Origin of the sequence: Paenibacillus brasilensis (assembly GCF_009363115.1) — a bacterium.
Classification (GTDB): Bacteria; Bacillota; Bacilli; order Paenibacillales; family Paenibacillaceae; genus Paenibacillus; species Paenibacillus brasilensis.
Map to the genome: position 1 here is coordinate 1507022 of NZ_CP045298.1, position 13138 is coordinate 1520159.

A 13138-nucleotide genomic window follows, 5' to 3' on the forward strand; every position below is an offset into this window, starting at 1 on the left:
CCTTATTCTTTAGGATAAGCCCTCGACCGATTAGTATTGGTCAGCTCCATGCATTACTGCACTTCCACCCCCAACCTATCTACCTCGTCGTCTTCAAGGGGTCTTACATACTGGGAAATCTCATCTTGAGGGGGGCTTCACGCTTAGATGCTTTCAGCGCTTATCCCTTCCGTACATAGCTACCCAGCGGTGCTCCTGGCGGAACAACTGGTACACCAGCGGTACGTCCATCCCGGTCCTCTCGTACTAAGGACAGCTCCTCTCAAATTTCCTACGCCCACGACAGATAGGGACCGAACTGTCTCACGACGTTCTGAACCCAGCTCGCGTACCGCTTTAATGGGCGAACAGCCCAACCCTTGGGACCTACTTCAGCCCCAGGATGCGATGAGCCGACATCGAGGTGCCAAACCTCCCCGTCGATGTGGACTCTTGGGGGAGATAAGCCTGTTATCCCCAGGGTAGCTTTTATCCGTTGAGCGATGGCCCTTCCATGCGGTACCACCGGATCACTAAGCCCGACTTTCGTCCCTGCTCGACTTGTAGGTCTCGCAGTCAAGCTCCCTTCTGCCTTTGCACTCTTCGAATGATTTCCAACCATTCTGAGGGAACCTTGGGGCGCCTCCGTTACTCTTTAGGAGGCGACCGCCCCAGTCAAACTGCCCACCTGACACTGTCCTCGTACCGGATCACGGTACCAAGTTAGAACCTAGATACGATCAGGGTGGTATCCCAAGGATGCCTCCCTTCAAGCTGGCGCTCAAAGTTCTACGGCTCCCACCTATCCTGTACAGATCGTACCCAAATTCAATATCAAGCTGCAGTAAAGCTCCATGGGGTCTTTCCGTCTTGTCGCGGGTAACCTGCATCTTCACAGGTATTAAAATTTCACCGGATCTCTCGTTGAGACAGCGCCCAAGTCGTTACGCCATTCGTGCGGGTCAGAATTTACCTGACAAGGAATTTCGCTACCTTAGGACCGTTATAGTTACGGCCGCCGTTTACTGGGGCTTCGGTTCATAGCTTCGCCCCGAAGGGCTTACCACTCCCCTTAACCTTCCAGCACCGGGCAGGCGTCAGCCCGTATACTTCGCCTTGCGGCTTCGCACAGACCTGTGTTTTTGCTAAACAGTCGCTTGGGCCTTTTCACTGCGGCCCCCTCGGGCTATTCACCCTACCGAGGCACCCCTTCTCCCGAAGTTACGGGGTCATTTTGCCGAGTTCCTTAACGAGAGTTCTTCCGCGCGCCTTAGAATTCTCTTCTCGCCTACCTGTGTCGGTTTGCGGTACGGGCACCTTCTCCTGGCTAGAGGCTTTTCTTGGCAGTCTGAGATCATGACCTTCGCTACTACAATTTTCGCTCCCCATCACAGCCCAGCCTTACGATGTGCGGATTTGCCTACACACCAGCCTCACTGCTTAGACGGACATCCATCAGTCCGCGTCACTACCCTACTGCGTCACCCCATCGCTCATAACGGATTACGGTGGTACAGGAATTTCGACCTGTTGTCCTTCGACTACGCCTATCGGCCTCGCCTTAGGTCCCGACTTACCCTGAGCGGACGAACCTTCCTCAGGAACCCTTAGGCTTTCGGCGGATCTGATTCTCACAGATCTTTTCGTTACTCATACCGGCATTCTCACTTGAATGCAGTCCAGCGCTCCTTCCGGTACACCTTCAACCCGCATTCAACGCTCCCCTACCCCTGATGCAAAGCATCAAGCCATAGCTTCGGTGGTGTGTTTAGCCCCGTTACATTTTCGGCGCAGAGTCACTCGACCAGTGAGCTATTACGCACTCTTTCAATGGTGGCTGCTTCTAAGCCAACATCCTGGTTGTCTGTGCAACTCCACATCCTTTCCCACTTAACACACACTTGGGGACCTTAGCTGATGGTCTGGGCTGTTTCCCTTTCGACAATGGATCTTAGCACTCACTGTCTGACTCCCGGAACTAAATCCATGGCATTCGGAGTTTGACTGAGCTTGGTAACCCTTGCGGGCCCCGCACCCAATCAGTGCTCTACCTCCACGATTCTTCTTTCCGAGGCTAGCCCTAAAGCTATTTCGGGGAGAACCAGCTATCTCCGGGTTCGATTGGAATTTCTCCGCTACCCCCACCTCATCCCCGCATTTTTCAACATGCGTGGGTTCGGGCCTCCAGTGCGTGTTACCGCACCTTCACCCTGGACTGGGGTAGATCACCCGGTTTCGGGTCTACGTCCACGTACTCATTCGCCCTATTCAGACTCGCTTTCGCTGCGGCTTCAGCTCTTCACCTTAACCTTGCACGGGAACGTAACTCGCCGGTTCATTCTACAAAAGGCACGCCATCACCCCTAAATTGGGCTCTGACTTCTTGTAAGCACACGGTTTCAGGATCTATTTCACTCCCCTTCCGGGGTGCTTTTCACCTTTCCCTCACGGTACTGCTTCACTATCGGTCGCCAGGGAGTATTTAGCCTTGGCAGATGGTCCTGCCGGATTCATACGAGGTTTCACGTGCCCCGCACTACTCGGGATCCGTCTCGGAGGGAACCAGTTTTGAACTACAGGGCTTTTACCTTCTCTGGCGGGCCTTTCCAGACCTCTTCATCTAACCGGTTCCTTTGTAACTCCATGTGAGACGTCCCACAACCCCAGGGAGCAAGCTCCCTGGTTTGGGCTAATCCGCGTTCGCTCGCCGCTACTGACGGAATCACTATTGTTTTCTCTTCCTCAGGGTACTTAGATGTTTCAGTTCCCCTGGTCTGCCTCTCACTCACCTATGAATTCAGTGAGTAGTGACTGTCGATGAAGACAGCCGGGTTTCCCCATTCGGACATCCCCGGATCAAAGCTTGCTTACAGCTCCCCGAGGCTTTATCGTTGTTCGCCACGTCCTTCGTCGGCTCCTGGCGCCTAGGCATCCTCCGTGTGCTCTTTGTAGCTTAACCTAGTATTTACATCGTAAATACGATTTGCTTTGAATTTCGGTTCGACATGAATGTGTGAATGAAATTCAAGGCTGCTACCTTTATTTCACTTGTTTACACAAGATCAGCTTAAAGGAATATTCTAAAACGCAATTTCGTTTCGGTATCCAGTTTTCAAGGTGCAATATTAATAAAACTTTTTGGTGGAGCCAAGCGGGATCGAACCGCTGACCTCCTGCTTGCAAGGCAGGCGCTCTCCCAGCTGAGCTATGGCCCCAAAGGAAATATAAAGTTATATGGTGGGCCCTAGTGGACTCGAACCACCGACCTCACCCTTATCAGGGGTGCGCTCTAACCAGCTGAGCTAAGGGCCCATAATAAACCACCAAAAAAATTCTTCTTTAGTGGTTGCGCTTGGCAACGTCCTACTCTCCCAGGACCCTGCGGTCCAAGTACCATCGGCGCTGGAGGGCTTAACGGTCGTGTTCGGGATGGGTACGTGTGGAACCCCTCCGCTATCGCCACCAAACGCTTGAGAGTTTGAACTCTCAAAACTGAGCAACGAGTGAGCAACAGGCCGAGACCTGATTTTGAAGCTTGCGCTTCATATTTGAATGTTTCCATTGCAGGAAACGATTCTCCATAGAAAGGAGGTGATCCAGCCGCACCTTCCGATACGGCTACCTTGTTACGACTTCACCCCAATCATCTACCCCACCTTCGGCGGCTGGCTCCCTTGCGGGTTACCCCACCGACTTCGGGTGTTGTAAACTCTCGTGGTGTGACGGGCGGTGTGTACAAGACCCGGGAACGTATTCACCGCGGCATGCTGATCCGCGATTACTAGCAATTCCGACTTCATGCAGGCGAGTTGCAGCCTGCAATCCGAACTGAGACCGGCTTTTCTAGGATTCGCTCCAGATCGCTCCTTCGCTTCCCGTTGTACCGGCCATTGTAGTACGTGTGTAGCCCAGGTCATAAGGGGCATGATGATTTGACGTCATCCCCACCTTCCTCCGGTTTGTCACCGGCAGTCTGCTTAGAGTGCCCAGCTTGACCTGCTGGCAACTAAGCATAAGGGTTGCGCTCGTTGCGGGACTTAACCCAACATCTCACGACACGAGCTGACGACAACCATGCACCACCTGTCTCCTCTGTCCCGAAGGAAAGGCCTATCTCTAGACCGGTCAGAGGGATGTCAAGACCTGGTAAGGTTCTTCGCGTTGCTTCGAATTAAACCACATACTCCACTGCTTGTGCGGGTCCCCGTCAATTCCTTTGAGTTTCAGTCTTGCGACCGTACTCCCCAGGCGGAATGCTTAATGTGTTAACTTCGGCACCAAGGGTATCGAAACCCCTAACACCTAGCATTCATCGTTTACGGCGTGGACTACCAGGGTATCTAATCCTGTTTGCTCCCCACGCTTTCGCGCCTCAGCGTCAGTTACAGCCCAGAGAGTCGCCTTCGCCACTGGTGTTCCTCCACATCTCTACGCATTTCACCGCTACACGTGGAATTCCACTCTCCTCTTCTGCACTCAAGCTCCCCAGTTTCCAGTGCGACCCGAAGTTGAGCCTCGGGATTAAACACCAGACTTAAAGAGCCGCCTGCGCGCGCTTTACGCCCAATAATTCCGGACAACGCTTGCCCCCTACGTATTACCGCGGCTGCTGGCACGTAGTTAGCCGGGGCTTTCTTCTCAGGTACCGTCACTCTTGTAGCAGTTACTCTACAAGACGTTCTTCCCTGGCAACAGAGCTTTACGATCCGAAAACCTTCATCACTCACGCGGCGTTGCTCCGTCAGGCTTTCGCCCATTGCGGAAGATTCCCTACTGCTGCCTCCCGTAGGAGTCTGGGCCGTGTCTCAGTCCCAGTGTGGCCGATCACCCTCTCAGGTCGGCTACGCATCGTCGCCTTGGTAGGCCTTTACCCCACCAACTAGCTAATGCGCCGCAGGCCCATCCACAAGTGACAGTTTGCTCCGTCTTTCCTCCTTCTCCCATGCAGGAAAAGGATGTATCGGGTATTAGCTACCGTTTCCGGTAGTTATCCCTGTCTTGTGGGCAGGTTGCCTACGTGTTACTCACCCGTCCGCCGCTAGGTTCATTAGAAGCAAGCTTCTAATGAACCCCGCTCGACTTGCATGTATTAGGCACGCCGCCAGCGTTCGTCCTGAGCCAGGATCAAACTCTCCAATAAAGACCAACCAAAGTTGGTTATAGAAAGAGCGATTAGCTCATTTTGAAACTGACGAGATAAAATATCTCATTGTTGATTTTGCGAACAAAATCATGTACTCACTCGTTGTTCAGTTTTCAAAGATCAAACTCATATAATACCTTACTCTCATAATACCTTGCTTTTTGCATTCACTTTGTTTCACCACCGCATCTCAGCGGCGACTTTTATAATATATCATCTCTTTTTGAAATTTGCAAGAGTTTTTTTAAAATCTTTTTTTCGAGCAAATCCTTCAAAAAGGAACGAAAATTAATTTACCATGAATATTGAATAGAGTCAATACTTTTTTTGCTCTTAATCTTTATCTTTTATTGTTTGATTTGAGGAACACGCCCTCTGCGGGCATATTTGGATAGCTCCTTAGCGGGTGCAAAACGGGCATACATGCGGAAAACTGTTTTATACCGAAGCGCTATTGCATAACGAATATCCTGGTCCAATCGGGTATCACTCATGTCAAGCAGCATTTCATCAAGCTCTTTACGAAGAACGTAGTCCAGTTCCTTGCATTCCTTTTCGTTAAACAGCATTCCCAGCATATGACCATACTCCCTTATCAGCATATTATATAGTTCTTATATTTGCTCAACTATTGTTCCAAATCTTTACCTTTTTTTAAACCCAACTGCCAGGGTTTCAAACTTCATGAGATTCATTCCCATACTTTCTCTTTAAGCTCTCCCCTTTGTTATGTTCAATTTTCAGTAAATATATAAATAAATAGCCATAATATTTTAATGTGACAATAAGCGATAAGTTATGCCACTCTCTATTGCGGCTGCAATAAACAGCAAAATGACGGACCATATGGACACTGTCAGCGTCTGTTTCATAAAGACCTCCCACGTTTGGCCCTTTCCTTTTCGTTTCAGCCCCATGCTTGAGCCTATCGTAAACATTACTTTAATTCCAAACTTCAATCCAAAGGCGCAAGCGAGAATCAGGACAGGCAATTCAATCACACCGTGAGGAAGTAATCCTTTAACCACAACCTCATACATACTCCTTCCCATATCTGTCTGTAAATGCACTACAAATCCTAAAACCATTCCATTCACAATTAAAAATATAAACGGTACGATTCCAAAAAAAGCCCCAAAAAATATAACCAGCACACATTTGATGGCATTATTGAAAAAGATAAAAACAAAAAAGCTCCATTGAGGATGATCAGTCTGCTGTAAACGTTGAGCTACTCCTCCTAAGCCTTCTATTTGTTGAGCTAGCATGGATTGGATAGCTCCCGTACTTAACCAGCCCGTCACAATGCTAATACAAAAAAGAAGTGTAGAAACTAAAATTATCCGTCTTGTCGTGTATATATCATGCAAGAATGCTTTTAATCCCATTCAATGTTTCCCTCCTGTAGTCCATTGGCATAATTGACAACCCCCGGCATAGCTTTAAGTAAACAAGCACTTCTAGGATGAAAGGGGCATTATTATACTATGAATTCTTTTTTCTATGTTCTGAACGGTAAAAAGATCAAACGGTTCTTTATCGTAATAGCCGCGGCCGTCTTTGCTATTGGGGTCATTTATGTGGAAACTGATAATGTTACCGTTTTTTCCGAGGAAGCACCAGCCGCTGTTTATAGTGTACCCACTGATAAAAAGCTGATTGCCCTCACCTTTGACATTAGCTGGGGCGATAAGCGCACTGCTCCTATTTTAAAGGTACTTGAGGATAAAAAAGTGACCAAGGCTACTTTTTTTCTTTCTTCCCCATGGAGCAAAACGCATCCAGAGCTTGTAAATCAGATTAAAGACAACGGATTTGAGATTGGAAGTCATGGACATAAACACGAAAATTACAGCAGCTTAAGCGACGAGGACATTCGAAAACAAATATCAACTGCTCACACCACACTTACCGAGCTAACCGGGCAAGTGCCGAAGTTAATTCGTATGCCTAATGGAGACTTTGACAAAAGAGTCCTTCAGGTGGCTAACACTTTAGGTTATAAAACCATTCAATGGGATACGGATTCCTTGGATTGGAAAAATCCTGGCACTCAGGTAATTATCGACCGTGTTGTAAATAAAGCGCATCCTGGTGACATCGTTCTTCTCCACGCAAGTGATTCCTGCAAGCAAACTCATGAAGCGCTACCGATCATTATTGACAAGTTGCGAGCGCAAGGATATGAATTCGTAACGGTATCTGAACTGCTTCAACAGGGTACAGTAAAAGGCAAAGAGGTACGTGATCAGGCTATGGGCCTTTAAGGAGTTATTTTACATCGTTCTCAGCAAAAAACCAAAAGCCCCTCGACATATTTATCCTCATTCATTCGCATACTATCCACATTCATGATAAAGGAGGAATACGGCCATGAATTGGACTCGTCTGCGATTTGTCAGCATGATATGCGTACTGGGCGTTGCACTGAGCGGCTGCGGCTCGGATCAAAGTTCTGCACCTCCCCAGAACAGTTATAAAGAGATGAAAACGATGGTTGTCGATATCTTAAAAAGCGATGATGGAAAAAAAGCGGTAGAAGAAGCTTTAACCGGGCAAAGCAGCTCATCCAAGGATGGGCAATCCGGCCAGAGTGGTGAAGAAAGCGGGGCTGGCGGCAGCTCAGGTGGAACTTCCGGTGGCAGCATGGGAATGAAAATGCTTATGCCCATACAATCAGCCGAGCAGATGAAAATTGCAGTCAAGGATACTTTAGTGTCACCTGAGTATAAAAAAGAAATCGAAAAAATTATGACTGATCCGCGTTTTGCCGGAGAATTTGCCAAAGCGATTAACAGCCAAAGCAAACAGATTCATATGCAATTAATAAAAGACCCTTCTTATCAAAAGTCTATTGAAGCGATGCTTAAGTCACCAGAACTAACCAAGATGTACATGGACTTGACTAAAACCCCTGAATATCGCAAACAATCTATGACAGTTATGCATGATGCCATGCAGAATCCGATTTTCCGGCTTGAGGTTATGAATTTACTCAAAACAGTCGTACAAGAGGAACTTCAACCCAAGGTTGAGAAAAAAGGGGGTCAGCAAGGCGGTTCAAGCGGCGAAAAGCAAGGCGGTGGCGCAGGTGAACAAGGAGGTCAACAATAAAAGGCTGGTTTGCAACCAGCCCTTTTTTCTTATTCTGATTCAGCTTTGGCGTGCAATGACGTAATTTGAAGGGCAATATCGTTATAAATAGCTCCGGTTGCCGATTCGGATTTATATACGGATGGCGAAAAATCAGCTTCTGAAGGATGATTATCCGGGATCCCCAATGGAATTTGCGCCAGCAGTTTGGTATGGAGGGTATCGGCTAGCATAGCCCCTCCCCCACGGCCAAAAACATAATCCTTTTCACCGGTTGAGGATATATAATAGGACATATTCTCCACCACACCAATGACCTTGTGATCTGTTTGGAGCGCCATCGCCCCCGCACGTGCAGCCACAAAGGCAGCCGTCGCATGAGGGGTAGTGACAATGATCTCTTCACTCTGCGGAATCATTTGGTGTACGTCAAGCGCTATATCCCCGGTACCCGGCGGTAAATCAAGTATCATATAGTCGAGCCTTCCCCATTGGACATCACTAAAAAACTGTCTGAGCATTCTTCCCAGCATAGGACCTCTCCAGATAACGGGATTGTTCTCCCTGACAAAGAAGCCCATGGACATGAGCTTGACACCAAATCTCTCGACCGGCTGAATAATCCCTTCTTCTACAGAAGGAACGTCCTCTGCCCCAATCATATCCGGTACACTAAACCCATAAATATCAGCATCTATCAAACCGACACGTTTGCCTTGTCTAGCTAAAGCAGCCGCTAAATTTACAGCTACCGTCGATTTTCCTACACCACCTTTTCCGCTTGCAATAGCAATAAACCGAACGCCAGATGCTGGATCTAGCAGCTCATGTTCTTCCATGCCGGCAGCATGTCCCCTGGTCAATACTGGGTCAGCCGCTGCTTCGGGATCATCCTCTGTTTGAATAGCGGTTCTTTCATGCTCAGAGGCTTCCCGAATACGAATATGAACGTGACTCAGCCCCGCCTCTTCCAACGTCTGTCGGATTTCCCGCTCCAGATCTGCCCGCACCTCTTCCTCCGTATTCAAACTGACCACAGTTAAGGATACGCGTTCTTCTTTCACAACAACATCCCGAATAAAATGAAGATCTACTAGCCGACGGCCCGTATGAGGCTCTCGTACCTGTTGAAGTAGCTCTATAACTTGCTCTCTAGATTGCATGAATAATCAGCACCTCTGCTTCAATGAATTTACGTGGTTGTAAACAATTACAGTATACCACTATCTGACTTTAGGTGCTGACGATGTCCCCTTTTCCCCTGCGCTATAACGTAAAATCCCCTTATAAATGGATGCCGCCACCTGTCTCTGATAGGTTACGTCACTCAGTCGCCGGGCTTCCTCAGGATGGGATAAAAATCCGACCTCCACGAGAGCTGAGGGCATTTTAAGCGCCTTTAACAGATATACTGTGTCTACGGTCTTAGCCACTCTGTCCGTATTTTCCAGATTGCGCTTGATCTCCTCTTGAATAAGAGAAGCCAAATTCTCGTTACCCTCATGATTGGGGACATAAAAGGTTTGAGCTCCACTCCAACGACTGGATGGAATGCTGTTCATGTGAATGCTCAAAAAAAGGTCCGCTTTATGCTCCTCAATCATGCGTACACGTTGCTTGAGATCCTCCGTTTTCCTTCTTGAATAGCCCTTGGTTTCTGGTAACGCCAGATCGCGGTCATCCTCACGTGTCATGACGACAACAGCTCCTGCTTGTTGTAAGTAATCCCGCAAATAAAATGCAATCGCCAGATTAATATCCTTTTCAATGACCCCCTCCTTGCTAACTGCCCCTCCATCAGGCCCTCCATGCCCTGCATCTATAGCAATTACTTTGCCTGCGAGTGGCAGACTCCAATGGATCCAAGCTCTTGAAGCAGGTATCTCATATAAAGTCAGCATAATAAACAGAACAGCGAGACAACAGCCCAATAGCATTTTTTGCAGCGTCCGATAGCGAATCCACAGTGTAATCTGGTGTTTACGATTATTTTTTTGCATAACAAAACGCCTCCGTCCTATACAGATACTAATGATCTATATGGGACGAGGCGTATAAATAGTACAACTCAGGAATGAACAAATTCTTTCATACCTTCTATCAGCACTTGGGCGACTTCTGGTCGTGTAAACTCAGGGGGGGGACAAACGCCGGAGCGTAACAATTCCCGTACCTTGGTGCCCGAGAGCGTCAAATGATGTTCCTTGGGATGAGGACAGGTTTTGCTCGAAGCCATATTTCCACAACGAGTGCAATAAAAGCTGTGTTCAAAGAATAATGGAGTAATTGCCAGCTCCTCAGCAGTAAAATTCCTGAAAATTTCCTGCGCTTCGTAGGTACCATAATAGTCTCCTACACCGGCGTGATCCCTTCCAACAATAAAATGGGTGCAGCCATAGTTTTTCCGTACAATAGCATGGAAAATGGCCTCTCTCGGACCAGCATATCGCATGGCAGCAGGAAACACGCCCAGAAAAGTCCGATCCGCCGGATAGTAATTATCCAGCAGTACCAAATAACTCTTCATGCGTACATCTGCTGGAACATCATCTGACTTGGTTTCGCCGACGAGCGGATTGAGAAATAGTCCATCAACAATCTCCATCGCGCTCTTCTGGATATACTCATGTGCACGGTGAACCGGATTACGCGTTTGAAAACCAACTACTGTTTTCCAGCCCTTTTCGGCAAAATGACGGCGTATCTGTGCTGGAGTGTAATAAAAATCGCCAAATTGTGCAGGTTTAGGCCGATTTAGCACCTGTACAGAGCCTCCCACATAGGTGGCTGGTCGGTCCAACAGTTTTTTTACGCCAGGATGAGCTGGATCATCCGTCTTGAATACACATTTGGCTTCCTCGACCTGATCAACCTGATAAATACTTTCAATATCAAGCACTGCATAGATAGTTTCGTCTGTTTCACCTACCAAAGCGACTTGCTGACCCACGTTTAGCTCGCTGGCTATGCTCTCTGTAATTGCAAGCGTAATGGGAATACTCCAGACTGTACCGTCTGCAAGACGCATATCTGTAACCACCGACCGATAATCAGACTCGTTCATAAACCCAGTCAATGGGGAGAAAGCCCCTACCCCAATCAAATCCAGGTCAGAAATGGTCCACGAGTTTACCCGAATAGGAAACAATTCACGTGCAGCCTGCAAAAGGGCTTTTTGCTCCGGACCTGTGACGATTCTATCAACTAGTGTTCCGCCATGCGGAAGAATTGCCGTCATAACATACTTCCTTTCCATTCAAAAATACGATTCATAGCTACTATGTGCAGTTTTATTGATGGAGCCCGCATTCGGTTTTCTCATTGCCTGACCAGCGTCCCGCACGAGGATCTTCACCTGGTAGAACTTGACGTGTACATTGTTCACATCCAATACTTGGATAATTGCGGTCATGCAGTGGATTATACAACACTTTATGAGTATGGATATAATTCCACACGTCTTCTGATGTCCAGCTTGCCAGCGGATTAAATTTAACAAGTCCAAATTTCTGGTCATACTCTACCTTTTTGGCATTCGCACGAGTAGGTGCCTGGTCGCGGCGAATGCCAGTAATCCATGCATCATATTGAGATAAAATGCGCGTTAGCGGCTCAACTTTACGTATGCCACAGCAAGTGTTGGGATCTGTTTTCCACAGCTCCTCCCCATACTTAGCTGCTTGCTCCTCAGGAGTAATTAAGGGAGATACCCGAACAAAATCCAGGTTATATTTAGCCTTGATCTGATCTCGTGTATCGTATGTTTCCTGAAAATGGTAATCAGTGTCCAAGTAAAAGATGTCGGTGGAGGGGCTAACTTTTTGCAGCAGATCTACAAGGACTACATCTTCCGCACCAAAGCTACAAGCAAAAGTGAGATTGGGAAATGTTTGAACAGCATACTGGATAATTTCCTCGGGCGTCGCCTCTTCCAGTTCAATCGCTTTGACCTTAATCAATGCTTCTTTCTCCAATAAATTCATTATTAATACGCCTCCATTTGAAGATTTATAAATAAGTACCTTTTTCAATACCGACTAAACTAATATGAATAAATATAGTATAAGACTTTCTTACTTATTGTCAATCCACAGTAATGTACTTGGGAAAAAGCATTCTTCAGCCTGAAAACAGCAGGAGTGCTGCTCTGTCAGCATTCTATAACCCTATTCACCACATCCCAACAGGTTCATTAACCTTATATAAAATATTCTTATACAATTTCATTTGGAAATGATCCTTAAGTAAAATTGTAACTAAAAGGTACTAGTCAAAGCTCTTAAAAAGGGCGTGCTGCATCTAACTCATAAAATTAGTGTACAACACGCCCTTTTTAATAGTTAACTACTGAACCCACCATTTTATATAACTTGTTGCCCCATTCATCTTCTGACTAACTGGATTAGCAATTGCGATTTCCCCGTCATAAACATCCAAAAATACGTACGCTTCTCGAAGTTTCTTTACGTGCGTCAATACATCGTTTGGATTGCAGATTGTTGCATAGAGGCAGACTGAAGAGTGCGGTAGTCCCTTCAGACGACTCCATTTTCCCACAATCGTGGTTTACCATTAAGACCAGACTACGGACTAGCCCACGCGTCCATCGTACCTGAAAGCCAATGTTTTGATCGTCAGAAGCACACTATACATAATGAGAAGGAAAGGCAGCCTGGTTTGTGCTTCTTTTTGTAGGGAAAACGAAAAATAAAAACCTCAAGGTTGATGTTAAGCGACAGGCAAGCTACTACAAACTGATGAAGGTAAGCCGACATAAGAGCCTAACAACAGAAAAAAGAAATGACAAGCAAAGGGCAACATCTTTTTTAAATGCCTTAAATGAGGATTCTAAGCCGTTTCATCATTCTAGATATAATAATCCTTTAACCCACTTAAAAATTGCGTACACATCAAAGGGAGTGG

General features: G+C 47.1%; 8 protein-coding genes, 2 tRNA genes and 3 rRNA genes. 2 read left to right on the forward strand and 11 right to left on the reverse strand.

All coding sequences use genetic code 11. The annotated features are described in order from the left end of the window. Positions 1-10 precede the first annotated feature (10 nt). The 7 genes from GCU48_RS07150 to GCU48_RS07180 all read right to left on the reverse strand — a co-directional run bounded on the left by GCU48_RS07150 (position 11) and on the right by GCU48_RS07180 (position 6510). Positions 11-2938: ribosomal RNA gene (locus GCU48_RS07150) — 23S ribosomal RNA — on the reverse strand. Positions 2939-3118: 180 nt separating this feature from the next. Next, positions 3119-3194: transfer RNA gene (locus GCU48_RS07155), tRNA-Ala, on the reverse strand. 20 nt (positions 3195-3214) lie between these two features. Next, positions 3215-3291: transfer RNA gene (locus GCU48_RS07160), tRNA-Ile, on the reverse strand. 38 nt (positions 3292-3329) lie between these two features. Beyond that, positions 3330-3446, reverse strand: a 5S ribosomal RNA gene (rrf, locus tag GCU48_RS07165). A gap of 117 nt (positions 3447-3563) precedes the next feature. Then, a 16S ribosomal RNA gene (locus GCU48_RS07170) occupies positions 3564-5119 on the reverse strand. Together the 16S, 23S and 5S rRNA genes with 2 tRNA genes alongside form the textbook arrangement of a ribosomal RNA operon. 350 nt (positions 5120-5469) lie before the next feature. Beyond that, positions 5470-5700 (reverse strand): hypothetical protein, encoded by a 231-nt coding sequence (locus GCU48_RS07175; protein WP_025715662.1) that lies wholly within the window; start codon positions 5698-5700, stop codon positions 5470-5472. Positions 5701-5895: 195 nt separating this feature from the next. Continuing rightward, positions 5896-6510, reverse strand: coding sequence for a stage II sporulation protein M (locus GCU48_RS07180; protein WP_152379538.1), 615 nt, complete (start codon positions 6508-6510; stop codon positions 5896-5898). 99 nt (positions 6511-6609) lie between these two features. On the opposite strand from GCU48_RS07180, the gene pdaB reads away from it, so the two are divergent. Together pdaB and gerD are read left to right on the forward strand one after the other, a co-directional pair. Next, positions 6610-7389 carry a polysaccharide deacetylase family sporulation protein PdaB gene (gene pdaB / locus GCU48_RS07185; protein ID WP_025715664.1) on the forward strand — a complete coding sequence of 260 codons (780 nt, stop codon included), beginning with the start codon at positions 6610-6612 and terminating at the stop codon, positions 7387-7389. A gap of 106 nt (positions 7390-7495) precedes the next feature. Next, on the forward strand, positions 7496-8236 hold the full coding sequence (gene gerD / locus GCU48_RS07190; protein WP_152379539.1) for a spore germination lipoprotein GerD: 741 nt from the start codon (positions 7496-7498) through the stop codon (positions 8234-8236). A gap of 29 nt (positions 8237-8265) precedes the next feature. On the opposite strand, the gene GCU48_RS07195 is transcribed toward gerD, so the two are convergent. From GCU48_RS07195 to GCU48_RS07210, 4 genes are all read right to left on the reverse strand, one after another. Continuing rightward, positions 8266-9378, reverse strand: coding sequence for an Mrp/NBP35 family ATP-binding protein (locus GCU48_RS07195; RefSeq protein ID WP_152379540.1), 1113 nt, complete (start codon positions 9376-9378; stop codon positions 8266-8268). A 60-nt stretch (positions 9379-9438) separates the two neighbouring features. Beyond that, entirely contained in the window at positions 9439-10215 is a 777-nt protein-coding gene (gene cwlD, locus GCU48_RS07200; protein WP_152379541.1) for an N-acetylmuramoyl-L-alanine amidase CwlD, read from the reverse strand. A 68-nt stretch (positions 10216-10283) separates the two neighbouring features. Then, positions 10284-11453 carry a sulfate adenylyltransferase gene (gene sat / locus GCU48_RS07205; protein ID WP_152379542.1) on the reverse strand — a complete coding sequence of 390 codons (1170 nt, stop codon included), beginning with the start codon at positions 11451-11453 and terminating at the stop codon, positions 10284-10286. 52 nt (positions 11454-11505) lie between these two features. Further along, a complete protein-coding gene (locus GCU48_RS07210) occupies positions 11506-12198 on the reverse strand; it encodes a phosphoadenylyl-sulfate reductase (RefSeq protein WP_152379543.1) in 693 nt (230 codons plus the stop codon). Positions 12199-13138: the final 940 nt, after the last annotated feature.